Below are 16164 nucleotides of genomic sequence, written 5' to 3' on the forward strand. Positions count from 1 at the left end.
CGCCGCGCGGGCCCGCGACAGGCTGGGTGCTGCCGAAAGCGAAGCAAGGCTGGCCCAGGGCGTGACCGGGCTCGCGCTGGCTCCTCGCTCGATGGCGCACAGTCGCCAAGCCCGGCCCCTTGACCGACTCGGCTCGTAGTCGGCCCATCGCTCCCTCATGCACCACAGGATCAGGACATGCCAGGCTCTTCTCGCGTTGAACCCCCTCCTACGACCGCCGCCAGCGGCTTCGTCCAGGTACGCGGTGCGCGCGAGAACAACCTCAAGGATGTGGATGTTTCCATTCCGCGCAACGCGCTGGTGGTGTTCTCGGGGGTCTCCGGCTCCGGGAAGTCTTCGCTCGCCTTCGGCACCCTCTATGCCGAGGCCCAGCGACGCTACTTCGAGTCCGTGGCCCCCTATGCGCGGCGTCTGATCGATCAGGCAGGCGTGCCGGACGTCGATGCGATCGAAGGCCTGCCGCCCGCAGTGGCGCTGCAGCAGCAGCGAGGCGCCAGCAACGCGCGTTCCTCGGTGGGCAGTGTGACCACCCTGTCCAGTCTGGTGCGGATGATGTACTCGCGTGCAGGCGCCTATCCGGCCGGCCAGCCGATGCTGTATGCCGAGGACTTCTCGCCCAACACGCCGCAGGGGGCATGCCCCACCTGTCACGGCCTGGGCCACGTGTACGAGGTGACCGAGACGATCATGGTCCCCGATCCCTCGCTGTCCATCCGCGAGCGTGCGATCGCCTCGTGGCCACCGGCCTGGCAAGGCCAGAACCTGCGCGACATTTTGGTCAGCATGGGCTACGACGTCGACCGGCCGTGGAAGGACCTGCCGAAGAAGGACCGCGACTGGATCCTGTTCACCGAGGAAACGCCGACGGTGCCGGTGTATGCGGGCTTCACGCCTGCCGAGACCCGCGCCGCGCTCAAGCGCAAGCTGGAGCCGAGCTACATGGGCACTTTCACCGGCGCCCGGCGGTATGTGCTGCACACCTTCGCCAACACCCAGAGCGCGCTGATGCGAAAGCGCGTGTCCCGTTTCATGGAGGGCAAGCTGTGCCCCAGCTGCCACGGGAAGCGGCTCAAGCCCGAAGCGCTGTCGGTTACCTTTGCCGGCGTGGACATCGGTGCCTTCCTGCAGATGCCGCTGGACCACCTGGCGGCCCTGCTCGAACCGATTGCCCAAGGCGACTTCGGCGCCCATGCGGCCGGGGCGGGGACGGACAGGGAGGCGACCCGGCGCGACCGTGCCAGGCGCGCGGCTTCCGGCCGTGCGACGCATGCGGTATCGCCCGACGTGCGGCGCACCTCCGCGCTGTCGGCAGAAAAGCGCCTTGCCGCGCAGCGCCTGGCCGGCAGCGTGGTGGCACGCCTGCGCCAACTGCGCGGGCTGGGTCTCGGCTACCTGACGCTGGACCGCGCCACGCCGACGCTCTCGGCCGGCGAGTTGCAGCGATTGCGGCTGGCGACACAGCTGAGCTCACTGCTGTTCGGCGTCGTGTACGTGCTCGACGAGCCCTCGGCCGGGCTGCACCCCTCCGACAGCCAGGCCTTGTACGACGCGCTCGATCGGCTGCGTGACGCGGGCAACTCGGTGTTCGTGGTGGAGCACGACCTGGACCTGATGCGCCGTGCGCAATGGCTGGTGGATGTCGGGCCGGATGCCGGGGAGCAGGGCGGCCACGTGCTCTACAGCGGACAGCCGGATGGCCTGCGCAAGATCGCCCAGTCGCGCACCGCGCGCTACCTGTTCGGTGAAATTCCCACGCCGGCCAGCCAGGCACGCGAAGCGACCGGCTGGCTGGAGATGCAGGGCATCCACCGCCACAACCTGCGTGGCGTGGATGCGCGTGTTCCGCTGGGTGTGCTGACTGCCGTCACGGGGATCTCCGGCTCCGGCAAGTCCAGCCTCGTCGCGCAGGCCCTGCCGGAGCTGCTACTGCTGCACCTGGGCCACGAGCCGGAAGACGACGCCGACAGCGGCACCAGCGAAGGGCCTGCGGTGATCGAAGCGACCGGCGGCCATCTGGCGGGCGACGTGGACGCCCTGCAACGGCTGGTGCAGGTCGACCAGAAGCCGATCGGGCGCACGCCGCGCTCGAATCTGGCCACCTACACCGGCCTGTTCGACCATGTGCGCAAGCTGTTCGCCGCCACGCCCGATGCGCGGCGCCGCCGCTACGACGCCGGACGGTTCTCGTTCAACGTTGCCAAGGGGCGCTGCGAGACCTGCGAGGGCGAAGGCTTCGTCAGCGTGGAACTGCTGTTCATGCCCAGCGTGTATGCGCCGTGCCCGACGTGCCACGGCGCACGCTACAACGAGGCGACGCTGAAGGTGCGATGGAACGGACGCAACATCGCCGAGGTCCTGCAGATGACCGTGGACGAAGCTGGCGCGTTCTTCAGCGGGGAAGACGCCGTGGCGCGGCCCCTGCAACTGCTGCGCGACATCGGACTGGGCTATCTGCGCCTGGGGCAGCCGGCGACCGAGCTTTCCGGGGGCGAGGCGCAGCGCATCAAGCTGGCGACCGAGCTTCAGCGCAGCCAGCGCGGACGCAGCCTGTATGTGCTCGACGAGCCGACCACCGGGCTGCATGCGTCGGATGTCGACCGCTTGCTGGTGCAGCTGCAGCGCCTGGTCGACGCCGGCAATACCGTGGTGATGATCGAGCACGATATGCGTGCGGTGGCCCAGGCCGACTGGGTGATCGACGTGGGACCGGGTGCGGGCGCTGCCGGCGGCCGCATCGTGGTGGCAGGCTCCCCGCGCGCAGTGGCTGAAACGCCTGGCAGCCTGACCGCTCTGTTTCTTGCGCAGGCGTTGGTCGCCGGATCCGACGGTGAGCGTTGAAGGCGGTGTGGCCTGCGCCACGACATGCCTGCTTTCGGCGGCATGCAACGAACGCCACCACGGAGTTGATGCGAACGCTCGGGCATCCGCTGCTGCGTGACCTGTTGTCATGGTCGATAGCCGGCTGACCGGCGGGAGCGGGCGAAGCTCGGGCGACCGCGCTATGGGCGCTTGCGCACGAAATGCTGCTCCAACACCTCCCGCCCCCATTGGCTTCCCGGTCGCTGCTCCACGCAGGTAAAGCCGTGCGTTTCGTACAGGCGTCGCGCGGCCTGCAGGCCATCGAAGGTCCACAGGTGCGTTTCGGCGAAGGCCGGCCGGGCGTCCACGAACGTGAGCGCCTCGGTCAGCAGGCGGCGGCCGATACCGCCGCCGCGCACCCCGTCATCCACGATGAACCAGCGCAGGTGGGCGACGGTCGGCCCGAGATCTTCGCCGTCGATGGCCACCGCACCCACGATCCGTTCGTCCACGTCGGCCGTCCACACGGCGTTGGGCGACGGTGCCCGGGCGTCCAGGCGCCCGCAGAACTCCGCCAGTCCGCCCGCCACCATGGACTCGAACCGCTGGCCGAAGCCCGCCTCGCGCGCATAGAAGCGCGCATGCATTTCGGTAATGCGTGCGATCAGTCCGGGGCGGTAGCCGCAGTGCACGTTCACCTCGGGCCCCGGGCGCGGCGGTTGCGGGGCACCCGGAGGTGCGCCGTGGCCCGCGCGTGCCAGCGCAGCGGCATAGAGGCGCATGCCCTCGAGCACCGCGCGATCCTCGCCCGGTCCGAGGTGCTCCAGGGCGCCAGTCACCTGGGCCCGCGCGAACGCGTGGATGCCCGCCACCCGCCGCCGGCCGCGCGCGGTCAGGGCCAGCCGCTTGACGCGCCCGTCTTCCGCGCCGGTCGTTTCCCGCACCTCGCCCGAAGCCACCAGCTTGCGCAGCATACGGCTCACGCTGGACTTCTCCAGGCGCAGACGCTCGCCCAGATCGCGCGCCGTCAGCGTTCCGCCGTGCTGCTCGATCTCGATCAGGGCATGCACCGCGGAGGGAGACAGATCGGTCCCGGCGAAGTCGCCCCCCATGAAACCGAGCGTGCGGACCATGGCGCGGGACACGGCCCGCAGTTCTTCAACAAGGGGGTGAGGGGTGGGCATGGGCATCTCCATTCAGTTGTATAGTACAACTAAATTGAAGGGGTCGCCCGCTGATGCTCAAGGCTCGCCTGGCCTGGTCGAAAGCGCGCGTGCCTTTTCGTACAGCGCCTTGGCCATCTCCGCATCGCCCCTCGCCGCGTGCGCTTCGGCCAGACTGTCCCAGGCGTTCGCCGAATCGGGGAAGAGCACGGTGTTGAGCGCGAATACGCGCAGCGCAGGATCGATGCCCAGGTTTTCCCGGATGGTGTAGCCGGCGCTATTGATGGTTCGCTCCAGCGTCGCATCGTCGAGCGTGGTGCCTTCGCGGATCGACTTGGCTTGCGCCAGTGCATCGCCTTCCGCCTGTGGCCGCAATGCGTAGCGCACCATGGATTCGGACAAGGCCGCCACGGGAAACTTGTCCGGCGCCACCACTGCCATCGCGCTGTCCACCAGCATGCGCGACCAGACATTCTTCGCGCTGCCATTGGTCAGGTAGACGAAGGTGTAGACCTCGCCGTCCAGCGTACCCTCGAAGAGGATGCGGACGCGAACGCGCGTACCACCGTCATGGCCGACCTGTCGGTACGCGCCGCTCTCTCCGTATTCCCAACCGGCAGCGAACCAACCGCGCCGTCCGTCAGGCAGGATCCGAGGTTGCCAGAGCCGCTGCAGCGTAGCCTTGCTCACCAGCTTGCCCGAAGTCATGGCCTTCAGAAATCGGGCGAGGTCGTCCAGCGAGGTGTACAACGCGGCATGGCCGTAGGCGTAAGCGGGCCACGCGAGATCCTGCTCTGCTTCCAGACTTCCATCCCTGCCGACGTAGGACGTGACCACCCGCTGCTTCGGCGGCGCGGTCGTGCCGAGCCAGGTGTGCCGCAGATGGAGCCTGCGGATGATGCGTTCCTGCGCCACCTGCGGATAGGGTTTACCGTAATGCCTGGCCAGCAACGCCGCCAGTACGAGGTAGTTCGTCTGCGTGTAACGGGATTCGGTCCCGGGCGGAAACTGCAGTGGCATGTCGGCCAACGATGCGAACACCGTGCGCAGTTCGGGCGGAAACACCGTCTCCGCTGCGGCGCCCTTGCCTTGACGTGAGTCGAAGTAATCCGGCACGCCTGAAGTATGGTCGAGGAAGTCGCGCACCGGGATCGCCTTCCAGCGCGCCGGCAGGCCGGGCAGGTAGGCGCTCGCCGGGGCGTCCAGTTCCACTTTTCCCTGTTCCACCAGCTGCATGATCAGGGTGCTGACGAAGAGCTTGCTCAAGGAATAGACGGGGAACACGAAATCGCTCGTCAGGCGTTCGTGAGTTCGTACGTCGGACTCGCCCTGCGCACCCCGAAAGAGCACCTGGCCATCGTGCGCCACCAGCAACGCCTGACCAGGGATGCCGTAGCGTTCCCCGTTAACGGCCATCTGCCGCGCCAGCGCTTGGGGCAGCGCGTCCTCCGCAAACACGCAAAAAGGAACTGGCAGTACGGCTGCGAGCAGCATCACCGCCAGACGCTTGAACGACACCATGCATCGCATGCAGAAACTGCCTCTGTTATCGGTCCGGGATAGTGGCGTCCGTGAACTGGAAGGACGGTCAGTGGACAAAGAAGGCGGTCCGCGCAACGCCCGCATTGTTGCGCTTGCCCATCCAGGCGCGCACTTCCACTTCGTACAGGCCAGGCGCGGTAGCGGGAAGCTTCGCGTCGAACATCGCGCTCTCGGGATCGAACCGAAGCCCCACCTTGTCGAGCGTTGCGCCGTCGACTGTGACGTAGGCTTCGACCTCAACGTCGCTCGCGGGCCAGGGGCCGTTCTCGGAGAGCGCGCAGCCGCAGAGCATCGTGACGCCCGCCCGCAAGGGGACGGTCGTCCCCGCCTTGATCCTCTGGTAGGCGACGGGCTGGGTCAGGTTGACGATCAGGCCGGGCAGTTCCATCAGCCATCCGTCGCCGGCGGTGAGGTCGTGTCCCGGGAGAATCCATTGGGTGCTGGTGGCCGTGGTGGTGGCCTGGGGCTGGCCAAGCGGGCCGGTCACGCTCAGGGTCACGCGGCGGGGACGATCAATGTCGAGCGTGGCGCGAAAGGCGGCCGAGTCCTTGGTGGAGCGCTCCCCGTCCGGAGGACTCGACCCGCCCATGATCCGCTGGGTATCGCCGGTCGTCCCCGACGTCTGGCCTTGCGCCAGGACCTGACCGGTCTCGGCGTCGGTCAGGACGACGCGGGTGGAGGCGGCGTAGCCGCCGAGGAACTTGGCGCCGCGCGCGAGCACCCTGACCTCCACCCTTGTCGGTTCGGCCCTGCGCCTGGACACTCATCCCGGCAAGGATCGCGACCAGGCATAAGAAGAGGGGAAGGGATGAGCGCATGCGAGCATTCCTGAACATGGATGGGAGTACGGGAGGCGGGTCTGCGAAGGGGTTAGGGTTGTCGCCCCGACAGGCCCGCAGAGATCCCGGACAAGCGTGCGGCGCTCTGCGAGAATGGTCGAATGACATGTCATGACTTCTGCTGACATGACGTAACGGCGGGGATTTCGAAGGGTTCGGGGAGATTGGGATGTCGCTGCGTTTCGACCATTTCAGGCTGGACCCGACCGCCCTGCAGATCTTCCGGGAGGATGTGCAGCTGGACGCTCCACCTCAGGTGGTCGAGGTCCTCTGTCATCTCATTCAGAACGCGGACCGGGTAGTGCCGCGACAGGAACTGCTGGACCGGTTCTGGCCGCGTGCGGGAACCGGCGGAGACGCGGCCCTCAATACCTGCATTCGCCGCATCCGCACGCTGCTGGAGGACGATGCCGACGCGCCGCGCTACATCCAGACGCGGCCCCGCGCCGGCTATCGTTTCGTCGGCGCGCTCATCGACGGTATGCAACCGCCGCCTCCGGCGCGCCGCCTCTTCAGGCCGGTGTTGGCCATCGGCCTGACCGCAGCGCTGGCGGTCGGCGGGGCGGCCTGGGCATGGGCCTCCGGCCTGCTCTCGCGGCCGGAGCAGCGCATCGCCATCGAGCCCGCGCAGGGCCTATGCGAGTACGTGCTGTTCCCGCACTTCAATACTGGCCTGCGCGAGAGTCTCCTGGCCCAAGTCAGTCACAGCCTGCCCGCCGGCTACAGCGTGGTCTCGGACAGCCAGCATGCCGAACTGCATGCTCGCGTCAGCGTGCGGCAGACAGCTCAGCAGACCGTGGTCGTCCTGACCCTGCTCGACGAAGGGGAGGGGCGCCTGCTGTGGTCGGGCGAATTCTCCGAGGCCACGGACATGGAGAACTACGTGCCGCTGCAGCGCTCGCTCGCCAAGCGCATGGCTGAAGGTTTGGCCCAGGCTCTGGATCGACATTCCTGAGACCGGATCGCTCGCGTCAGGCACTTGCGGGTGGTTGCTCGGCTCACCGTCCGGCTGTTCGCGCAAGCGCCGAAACTCATTCGCCCGAAGCGTAGTGCCAAGGTCCGGACGTGTGGCCGTCGTAGCGGTCATCGATCCGTTTAAACCACCGCTTCAGATCGCGCAGGAAGCGCTTGTAATCGAAATCCTTGAATGTCCGGCCGCTCAACTGCCCGAACAACTGTTCAAGGATCTCGCGGGACACATAGCGCATCTTGTCCTTCATCGAGAGCGGGATGATGACCGACAGATCCAGCATGATGTCGGTGTAGAACACGGCGTCCTTACGCCGGAAGCGCACCCTTCGCTTGAGGTCCGCCGAGTCGCCGCTGCACATCAGGAGCAGGGCGACGCCGGTGACTTCGGTGCCATAGGAAAGGCGCGCGGACCTGGCGATCGCGTAGTCATAGTGGTGCGTGATTCTCCCCAGCCGTGCCCGCCAGTCGGAAACCGACGTGATACTCAGCCTCATGCCGGCTTTCCCTCTGAGCTTGCTTCCTTGCCCCCCGGTTGGTGGCTGGACTTGCTTCGGACAAATGGGATCGCCTCCGCGGCACACATTTGCTCGAGCGCTTGCTCAAGCCGTCCACGCTGCTCCCGCGTCGCCAGCAGGATCTCGATGCCCTCCGTGATGCCGAGCCTGCCTCGCGTCTCGGCAGAAAGCGAAAGCGCAAGGACGTCGCCAAGCAGGGACACCTGCTCCAAGCCCCCGTAGCAGGATTCGGATCCTCCGCCGATTTCCAGGTGGACATGATCCATCTGCAGATGCCTGTCCTGTTCGTCGTAGGCCTTTGCGTTCTGCAGGATCAGGTGACGCGAGGGCGCAGCGGCGTCATCGGCCAGCCCAACCACCACGCAGTCGTCGTCTTCCTCGACCGAAACGACTTCCGCCGTGAACTTGTAGATCATTCGAACTCCCTTTGCCGGTCCGGCCCATCAACGTCGATCGGTCTGCTTTTCAGGTCCCAGGCGTGAGGGGCGGAAAAGGAGAAGCCACCCACGCCGGGTGGTAGCGCTCCCTGTACTCGTCTTGGACGACCCCTCGATTCACGTAGCGGTTGTGGCTGGCGCCAAGCGCGTCCCTCGCGAACGCCATGGCGCGCTCGATGGAGTCGAATGTCCATTCGTCTCCGAACGGAAGATCCGGGTCGGCCGCCTCGAACTCATAGAGATCGATGAAGTCAGGGGTGCCGTTGTCGAACACCTCGCAGAGGCGGACCTTCCAGCAATCCGGGCCAGGGCGTTCGATGGAGATATAGCGGATCACGCGTTGATCCCGCTCATGGCGCTCAGGCAGCAACTGCTCGACCTCGCGGCCAGCGGCAAGATTGGTTCTGACGTCCAGGTCGTTGAGATGGCGCATCGGTCCTCCAGGAAGGGCTTCCAGTCCTTACTTTTCCACGCTGCCGGATTGCCACTGGGCTCTGGCCTGATGGAGGCTCAATTTGTTGGCACCGCCGGCGAGGTCCGGATGCTCCGACTGAACCGGGTCATCCTCCCAATTGCACACATCACAAATCTCATATCCGCCCGACTCGCCAATCGTCCGATGTCCACAGCAGGGACAGGGCATCAAGGTATCGTTGATCTCGTTTGTGCTCATGGCTTGTCCTGGTCGTCCTTGCTCCCCCGAAAATCCCGCCCCTGCGTGAATCTCCGCGGTGCATGACAGCATCGGATCCGCCGATCCCGCCAGGACAGGCGGACGCTCGTCGCAGAAAGGCCTGCCTGATAAGCATTGGCTGATTCTGGTATCTACAACATCGTCTGTCTGGGCATTGTGCCGCCTTGCTGACCATCCCCGTAATGACGTTGACGACAGCATGCGCGCTTCGAGCTGCGCGGTTCCACCTTGGCACAGAACTCGCTCGTTCTATCAGCGATCCTGGCCTCGTGCAGCCATTTGTCAGGGGATGAGTGGCGCGGCCCGGGACAATGCGGGCTTGGCCCCGTGCTGACGCATTGCGATACCCCGCTTCACGGGGTTCCTTTGACCGGCCAAGAGCCAAAGCCATTACTGTGGGCGGTCTCGGCAGCAGACAGGACTTCCTGTCACTTGAACCTGGTGGGCCCACCAGGATTCGAACCTGGAACCAAAGGATTATGAGTCCTCTGCTCTAACCGTTGAGCTATAGGCCCGCTGCGGGGCGGGCATTGTAGCGTCCGGGGCGCTCGCGTCGATGCGGTTGGGGGAAGTGAGGTAGACCGCGTCTGGGCGAGCTGCGTTCTGGCGCAGGTTGCGATCGAGCGCTGTGTGGAGCACGAGTGTCGGCAGGCGGGACGGGTCCTTTGCATGGATTACGTCTCCGTGTGCGGTGCTCAAGTGCGTCAGATGCTGTAGGAAAAGCGAAGACGCCGGAGGTCCAGCGTCCCAGTCGCCGCCCGGCTTCTTTGTCACATCTGACACATCCAGTCGATGTCCGGCACTTGCGCTGCGGCAGGCCGGGCCGGGCCGCTTTGCGCATCGTCATTGCTGCTGCGCAACACGCGCGAATGCGGGTTTGCAGCTTGCAATCAGCACCGCGGCTGCTATCGTGCAATCGATTGCATGGGGAGGCTCATGCGGCGTCATGTCCGGTTGGGAGGCCGAGGCGATGGCACGAAGCGACAGTGCGCAGGGCTTGGGTTGGATCTACGCGGAGGGTGAACCTTCTCCGTGGCAGGGATGCTTTTTTTCTCGTTCCAGTGCCCAGCCCGCTGTGTCAACACACAGGCTGAGGCCTGTGGCCGTTGCCCTCTCGCTGCTGCATGGCCGGGGCTCGCCCCAGGCGCGCGCGATGACGCAGGAGCGCCCCGCATGAACACCGGTCCCACCCGCCGCGATCTGCTGCGCATGGGCGTGCTGGGCAGCGTCGGGCTCGCCTCCTCCGCGTTGCTTCCTGCGTGGGCCGCGGCCCCTGCGACGGCGCCGTCCGCGCCCAAGGGCCGGCTGAAGCAGTCGGTGGCGCGCTGGCTGTTCCAGCAGCCCATCGACCAGCTGTGCGTAACGGTGAAGCAGGTGGGCCTGTCGGCCATCGATCTGGTCGGGCCGGAGGAGTGGCCGGTGCTGAAGGCGCACGGCATCGACAGCCCGATGTGCAATGGGGCGGAGATCAGCCTGAAGCAGGGCTTCGCCGGCACCGAGTTCCATGACGAGCTGGTCGCGCGCTACACGCGCCATATCGACCTGGTCGCCGACGCGGGCTATCGCAACCTGATCTGTTTCTCCGGCAACCGCAACGGCATGGACCCACTGCAGGGCATGCGCAATGCCGAAGTCGGGCTCAAGCGGGTGCTGGGCCATGCCGAGAAGCGCGGGGTGGTGCTGGTGATGGAATTGCTGAACTCGCGCGTGGACCACGCCGACTATCTGTGCGACCACTCGGCCTGGGGCGTGGAGCTGTGCAAGCGCATCGGCTCGCCCAATTTCGGCCTGCTGTTCGACATCTATCACATGCAGATCATGGAAGGCGACATCATCGCGAGCATCCGTCGCAACCATGAATACTTCGTCCACTACCATACCGCCGGCGTGCCCGGACGGCATGAGCTGGACGACACCCAGGAGCTCAACTACGCCGCCATCTGCCGCGCCATCCGCGACACCGGCTTTGGCGGCTACGTGGCGCACGAATTCAGCGCCGCCCATACCGACCCGATCGACGCGCTGCGCCAGGCCATCGCCCTGTGCGACGTGTGAGAGACCCACTATCCACCGAGGGAAGCAGTCACCCATGGCAGACAACCACTACGACGCGATCGTCGTCGGCTCCGGCATCAGCGGCGGCTGGGCCGCCAAGGAGCTGACCGAGCGCGGCCTGAAGGTCCTGATGCTCGAGCGCGGCCGCAACATCGAGCACATCAAGGACTACGTCAACGCGGGCAAGGAGGCCTGGGACTATCCGCATCATGACACGCCGACCCAGCAGATGAAGGCCGATCATCCGGTCCTCAAGCGCGACTATCCGCTCTCGGAAAGCACCTACGGCATGTGGGCCGACGAGAAGGACTGCCCCTACACCGAGACCAAGCGCTTCGACTGGTTCCGCGGTTACCACGTGGGCGGACGCTCGCTGATGTGGGGACGGCAGAGCTATCGCCTGTCCGACATCGACTTCGGCGCCAACGCGAAGGAGGGCATCGCGGTGGACTGGCCGATCCGCTACGCCGACATCGCGCCTTGGTACGACCATGTCGAGCGCTTCGCCGGCATCGCCGGCACGACCGAGGGGCTGGACGTGCTGCCCGACGGGCAGTTCCTGCCGCCGATCCCGCTGAACATCGTCGAGCAGGACGTGGCCGCGCGCCTGAAGAAGGCCTTTGGCGGCACGCGCCACATGATCCACTCGCGCACGGCCAACATCACCCAGCCCAAGCCCGAGCAGGGCCGGGTCAACTGCCAGTACCGCAACAAGTGCATCCTGGGCTGTCCGTTCGGCGCGTATTTCTCCACGCAGTCGGCCACGCTGCCGGCGGCGATGGCCACCGGCAACCTGACGCTGCGGCCGTTCTCCATCGTCAAGGAAGTGCTGTACGACAAGGACCGCAAGCGCGCCAAGGGCGTGGAGATCATCGACGCGGAGACCGGGCAGACCTATGTCTACACGGCCAAGGTGGTGTTCCTCAACGCCTCGGCGTTCAACTCGACCTGGCTGCTGATGAACTCGGCCACCGATGTGTGGGAAGGCGGGCTGGGCTCGTCCTCCGGCGAGCTGGGCCACAACGTCATGGACCATCACTTCCGCGTCGGCGCTTCGGGCCGGGTGGATGGCTATGAGGACAAGTACTACTACGGGCGCCGGCCGTGCGGCTTCTACATCCCGCGCTTCCGCAATCTGGGCGAGGAGCGGCGCGACTACGTGCGCGGCTTCGGCTACCAGGGCGGCGCCAGCCGCACCGGCTGGTCGCGCGACATCGCCGAGCTCAACATCGGCGCCGACCTCAAGCAGGCGCTGACCGTGCCGGGCGAATGGCGCATCGGCATGACCGCCTTCGGCGAGATCCTGCCCTACCACGACAACACCATCAGCCTGAACCGCAACGTCAAGGACAAGTGGGGCCTGCCGGTGCTGGCGATGGACGTGTCCCTGCGCGAGAACGAGCACGCCATGCGCAAGGACATGGGCGCCGACGCGGCCGAGATGCTCGAGGCCGCCGGCGTCAAGGACGTGGAGGTCTACGAGAGCGACTACGCGCCGGGCATGGGCATCCACGAGATGGGCACCGCGCGCATGGGCCGCGACCGCAAGACCTCGGTGCTGAACATGCACAACCAGGTCTGGGATGCGCCCAACGTGTTCGTGACCGACGGGGCGTGCATGACCTCGGCGGCCTGCGTGAATCCATCGCTGACCTACATGGCGCTGACCGCACGCGCGGCCGACCATGCCGTGCGCGAACTCAAGGCGGGGAACCTGTAATGCAACGACGCGAACTGCTCAAGATGATCACCGCCGCCACCGGCATGGCCATGATCGGCCTGCCCTCGGTGGTGTTCGGCCAGGCCCAGCTGCCGGTGCCGCCGGCCAACAACGCCTTCTCCAAGACGCAGGTGGCGCTGCTGGACGAGATCGCCGAGACCATCCTGCCGCGCACCGACACGCCCGGCGCCAAGGATGCGGGCGTGGGGGTGTTCATGGCCCGCTTCGTGACCGATTGCTACGACCCGCAGCAGCAGGCGGTGTTCCGCGCCGGCCTGGCCGATCTGGACAAGCGGGCCAAGGGCGGCTTCCTGGCGCTCAAGCCGGCCCAGCGCGCCGAGCTGCTGGACAAGCTCGCCGCCGAGGCCCGGGCCGCCAGCCCCGATCCGAAAAAGGCCGACGACGAGGGCGCCGACAGCGCGGCGATCCCGCCGCATTACTTCACCATGATCAAGCAGCTGGTGCTGTTCGGCTTCTTCACCTCCGAGGTGGGCGCGACCAAGGTGCTGCGCTACGTGCCGGTGCCGGGCCGCTTCGACGGCGATCTGCCCTACGAGCCGGGCACCCCGGCCTGGGCGACCTGAAGGCCAACAACGCGCGATGCCACGGCATCGCCCAAGGGAGAACAAGATGAGCAAGCAAGCGATCGCGATGCTGGCCTGTGCGCTGGCCGCCGTGCCGGCGTGTGCGCAGCAGACGCAGGGCGACCCGGCCAAGACCGAGGTGTGGAAGCCGGTGCCGGCGGCTGTGGCCACGCCGGTAGGCGCGGCACCGTCGGATGCGGTGGTGCTGTTCGACGGCAGGGACCTGTCGGCCTGGGAGGGCGAGGACGGCGGCAAGCCGGGCTGGAGCGTGGCCGATGGCGCGGTCACCGTGGTGCCGGGCAGCAAGGGCATCCGCAGCAAGAAGAGTTTCTGCGATGTGCAGCTGCATGTGGAATGGCGTACGCCGACCGAGACCAAGGGCCTGGAAGGGCAGAACCGCGGCAACAGCGGCGTCTTCCTGCAGGACCGCTACGAGCTGCAGGTGCTGGACAGCTACCAGAGCGCGACGTATTCCAACGGCCAGGCCGGTTCGATCTACAAGCAGGCCATCCCGCTGGTCAACGCCTCGCGCGCGCCGGGCCAGTGGCAGACCTACGACGTGATCTGGACCGCGCCGCGCTTCTCGCAGGGCGGCGGCCTGACCGCGCCGGCGCGCATCACCGTGCTGCATAACGGCGTGCTGGTGCAGAACGACACGGTGATCGCGGGCAAGACCGAGTACATCGGCGCTCCGTCCTACGCACCGCATGGCTGCGCGCCGATCTTCCTGCAGGACCACAACGCCAAGGTGAGCTACCGCAACATCTGGGTGCGGGAGCTGTAGCCGGTTTGACTCGCCAGCGGCGGCATTGCACTCATCCGTAGAGCGGAGCTTGCTCCGCTGGGGCTTTCCCGACGATCCGGGCGAAGAGCAGCGGAGCGAGCTCCGCTCTACAGGGAGGGAGCGACTCGATCTGAGACAGTTGCTCCAATAGAGGCATCGCTTCAGAAGCCGATCGCCGCAATGCCAGCCAGGACGACGACCGCGCCGGCGACGCGGCGCGCGAGATGGTCTTCGCCGAACAGCCAGCAGGCGAGCAGGGCGCCGATGACGATGGATGACTCGCGCAGCGGCGCGACCAGCGCCACCGGTGCGCGCTGCATGGCGGTGAGCACCAGCAGGTAGGCCAGCGGCGAGAACAGCGCCACCACCAGGATCGGCCTGGCGTCGCTGCGCAGGGTCGCCGCCAGCCGCTGCCTGCGGCGCAGCGCCAGCGGCGTCATGATCAGGCCCTGCAGCAGGAGGGTGCCGGCGTAGTAGCTCGCCGGCGCCAGGCGCCAGGTGGTGACCGCGTAGCTGTCCCAGAGCGTGTAGGCCGCGATCGCGGCCCCGGTCGCGGCGCCCCAGAGCATCCCCGGCAGCGCATGCCGGCTCCCTGTGCGGAAGGGATTGCCGATGACGACGAGGATGCCGGCGACGATGAGCAGCGCGCCCAGCACCGCCACCGGCGTCAGGCGTTCGCCCAGCACCAATACTGCGAAGCCCATCGTCAGCATGGGCCCGGTCGCGCGCGCCACCGGATACACCACGCCCAGCGCGGCGCGGTCGTAGCCGGCCTGCAGCGTCAGCGAATACGCCGTGTGCAGGCCTGCCGAGAGGACGGATGCCACGACCAGCCGCGTATCGAAGGGCTGCTGCTCGCGGATCGCCATCGCAATGCCGAACGGGACGAACAGCAACGTGGATGCCCAGGTATAGGCCCACACGAACAGGAAGGCGTCACCGCGCTTGGACTTGGAGGCGAGGTTCCATACCGCGTGCGCCCCGGCCGCGCCGAGGACCATCGCGACCGTGCCGGGCGACATCAGGACAGGTCGGGCAGATCGATCCCCGCCCGCTCCGCGCGGCGCGTGCGCGCCGGATCGCGCAGCGCGAGCGCGGCGACAAGCGCATCGATGACGACCAGCTGGGCCAGCCGGCTGCCCGCCGCGGCCATCTGCGCCGGTAGTGGTGGCCCGCCGACGACCAGCGCGATATCGGCCAGCGTCGCCAGCGGCGTGCCGTACTGGTTGCTGATGGCGATGAGCGAGGCGCCCGCGGAGGCGGCCGCATCGGCGATGGCGAGCGTGGTGGCGGTGCGCCCCGTCGAGCTCACGGCGATCACGGCATCGCCCGAGCCGAGCAGGCGCACCGCGATCATCGCCGACAGATGATCCGCGATGCCGATGGTGGTGACGCCGATCGCGCGCAGGCGGAAGACCGCATCGGCGGCCACCGTCGCCGAAGGCCCGGCGCCGAAGACGATGACCTGGCGCGCGGCGTGCAGGACGCCGACCGCCTGGCTCAGCGCCGCCGGCTCCACCGCGCCGCCGAGCGCGGTCAGCGCATCGGTGCCCGCGCGGATGGAGGCCTCCAGCACGGCGGCCAGCGGCGCATCGGCGGCGAGCGCGGCGGGAGGCGCGAAGAAGCCGGCGGTGCCGCGGGCGCGCGCGATCTCGAGCTTGAGCTCGGTGAAGCCGGCAAAGCCGATCGCCCGCGCGGCGCGCACCACGCTCGGCGGCGACACGCCGGCGCGTGCGGCGACCTCCGCGGTGGTGCTGGCGCCCACGAACAGCGGATCGGCCAGCAGCAGCGCGGCGACCTTGGCCTCGCTCGCGGCGAGATCGCCGCAGCGCGCCTGGATGCTGCCGAGCCATTGGCCGAGCCGACCTTCGGCTTGCGTAACGGAGTTACCTTTCTTCTTGCTAATTTGGAATATGTTACATATCCGACTCGGCCCGCGCGACTGGCGCGTAGGCAAGCCCTTCCCACCAAGCAACAGGTGCGCGATGTACAGGCAGTCCAATCCTTCCGACATTACCGTCGCAGTCGTCGGCCCCGGCGCCATCGGCACCACGGTCGCG

General features: G+C 67.2%; 15 protein-coding genes and 1 tRNA gene. 6 read left to right on the forward strand and 10 right to left on the reverse strand.

Annotated elements, in window-relative coordinates; all coding sequences use genetic code 11:
* Window positions 1–177 precede the first annotated feature (177 nt).
* Window positions 178–2838, forward strand: coding sequence for an excinuclease ABC subunit A (locus ACFJIT_RS01755; protein WP_379654836.1), 2661 nt, complete (start codon window positions 178–180; stop codon window positions 2836–2838).
* A 161-nt stretch (window positions 2839–2999) separates the two neighbouring features.
* Here ACFJIT_RS01755 and ACFJIT_RS01760 read toward each other — a convergent pair whose 3' ends face one another.
* The 3 genes from ACFJIT_RS01760 to ACFJIT_RS01770 all read right to left on the reverse strand — a co-directional run bounded on the left by ACFJIT_RS01760 (window position 3000) and on the right by ACFJIT_RS01770 (window position 6225).
* A complete protein-coding gene (locus ACFJIT_RS01760) occupies window positions 3000–3983 on the reverse strand; it encodes a GNAT family N-acetyltransferase (RefSeq protein WP_379654837.1) in 984 nt (327 codons plus the stop codon).
* 57 nt (window positions 3984–4040) lie between these two features.
* Entirely contained in the window at window positions 4041–5483 is a 1443-nt protein-coding gene (locus tag ACFJIT_RS01765; protein WP_379654838.1) for a serine hydrolase, read from the reverse strand.
* 67 nt (window positions 5484–5550) lie between these two features.
* Window positions 5551–6225, reverse strand: coding sequence for a hypothetical protein (locus ACFJIT_RS01770; protein ID WP_379654839.1), 675 nt, complete (start codon window positions 6223–6225; stop codon window positions 5551–5553).
* A 287-nt stretch (window positions 6226–6512) separates the two neighbouring features.
* Here ACFJIT_RS01770 and ACFJIT_RS01775 point away from each other — a divergent pair, with 287 nt between their 5' ends.
* Window positions 6513–7298, forward strand: coding sequence for a transcriptional regulator (locus ACFJIT_RS01775; protein WP_379654840.1), 786 nt, complete (start codon window positions 6513–6515; stop codon window positions 7296–7298).
* 76 nt (window positions 7299–7374) lie between these two features.
* Here ACFJIT_RS01775 and ACFJIT_RS01780 read toward each other — a convergent pair whose 3' ends face one another.
* The 5 genes from ACFJIT_RS01780 to ACFJIT_RS01800 form a co-directional block, all read right to left on the reverse strand.
* Window positions 7375–7809, reverse strand: coding sequence for a hypothetical protein (locus ACFJIT_RS01780; RefSeq protein ID WP_379654841.1), 435 nt, complete (start codon window positions 7807–7809; stop codon window positions 7375–7377).
* Window positions 7806–8246 carry an Imm10 family immunity protein gene (locus tag ACFJIT_RS01785; protein WP_379654842.1) on the reverse strand — a complete coding sequence of 147 codons (441 nt, stop codon included), beginning with the start codon at window positions 8244–8246 and terminating at the stop codon, window positions 7806–7808. Before ACFJIT_RS01785 ends, ACFJIT_RS01780 begins: the two co-directional genes overlap by 4 nt.
* Before the next feature lie 49 nt (window positions 8247–8295).
* Entirely contained in the window at window positions 8296–8700 is a 405-nt protein-coding gene (locus tag ACFJIT_RS01790; RefSeq protein WP_379654843.1) for a hypothetical protein, read from the reverse strand.
* Window positions 8701–8727: 27 nt separating this feature from the next.
* Window positions 8728–9162, reverse strand: a complete 435-nt coding sequence (locus ACFJIT_RS01795; RefSeq protein ID WP_379654844.1) for a CPCC family cysteine-rich protein — start codon at window positions 9160–9162, stop codon at window positions 8728–8730.
* A 238-nt stretch (window positions 9163–9400) separates the two neighbouring features.
* Window positions 9401–9476, reverse strand: a tRNA-Ile gene (locus ACFJIT_RS01800).
* A 658-nt stretch (window positions 9477–10134) separates the two neighbouring features.
* Between ACFJIT_RS01800 and ACFJIT_RS01805 the strand changes: the two genes are divergently transcribed.
* Genes ACFJIT_RS01805 through ACFJIT_RS01820 form a run of 4 tightly spaced genes read left to right on the forward strand, consistent with a single transcriptional unit; the run spans window position 10135 to window position 14104 of the window.
* The gene (locus tag ACFJIT_RS01805) at window positions 10135–11016 is read left to right on the forward strand and encodes a hydroxypyruvate isomerase family protein (protein WP_379654845.1); all 882 of its coding nucleotides are present in this window, start codon (window positions 10135–10137) and stop codon (window positions 11014–11016) included.
* Between the two features lie 34 nt (window positions 11017–11050).
* Window positions 11051–12736 (forward strand): GMC oxidoreductase, encoded by a 1686-nt coding sequence (locus ACFJIT_RS01810; protein ID WP_130528336.1) that lies wholly within the window; start codon window positions 11051–11053, stop codon window positions 12734–12736.
* Window positions 12736–13320, forward strand: a complete 585-nt coding sequence (locus tag ACFJIT_RS01815) for a gluconate 2-dehydrogenase subunit 3 family protein (RefSeq protein ID WP_379654846.1) — start codon at window positions 12736–12738, stop codon at window positions 13318–13320. Before ACFJIT_RS01810 ends, ACFJIT_RS01815 begins: the two co-directional genes overlap by 1 nt.
* A 46-nt stretch (window positions 13321–13366) precedes the next feature.
* On the forward strand, window positions 13367–14104 hold the full coding sequence (locus ACFJIT_RS01820) for a DUF1080 domain-containing protein (protein ID WP_379654847.1): 738 nt from the start codon (window positions 13367–13369) through the stop codon (window positions 14102–14104).
* 161 nt (window positions 14105–14265) lie between these two features.
* Here ACFJIT_RS01820 and ACFJIT_RS01825 read toward each other — a convergent pair whose 3' ends face one another.
* Together ACFJIT_RS01825 and ACFJIT_RS01830 are read right to left on the reverse strand one after the other, a co-directional pair.
* Window positions 14266–15126: a DMT family transporter gene (locus tag ACFJIT_RS01825; RefSeq protein WP_379654848.1), complete on the reverse strand. Its 861-nt coding sequence runs from the start codon at window positions 15124–15126 to the stop codon at window positions 14266–14268.
* On the reverse strand, window positions 15126–16148 hold the full coding sequence (locus ACFJIT_RS01830) for a MurR/RpiR family transcriptional regulator (RefSeq protein WP_379655692.1): 1023 nt from the start codon (window positions 16146–16148) through the stop codon (window positions 15126–15128). The genes ACFJIT_RS01825 and ACFJIT_RS01830 overlap by 1 nt, the downstream gene beginning before the upstream one ends.
* Window positions 16149–16164: the final 16 nt, after the last annotated feature.

The organism is Pseudoxanthomonas sp. UC19_8 (assembly GCF_042700505.1).
Taxonomy (GTDB): domain Bacteria; phylum Pseudomonadota; class Gammaproteobacteria; order Xanthomonadales; family Xanthomonadaceae; genus Pseudoxanthomonas_A; species Pseudoxanthomonas_A winnipegensis.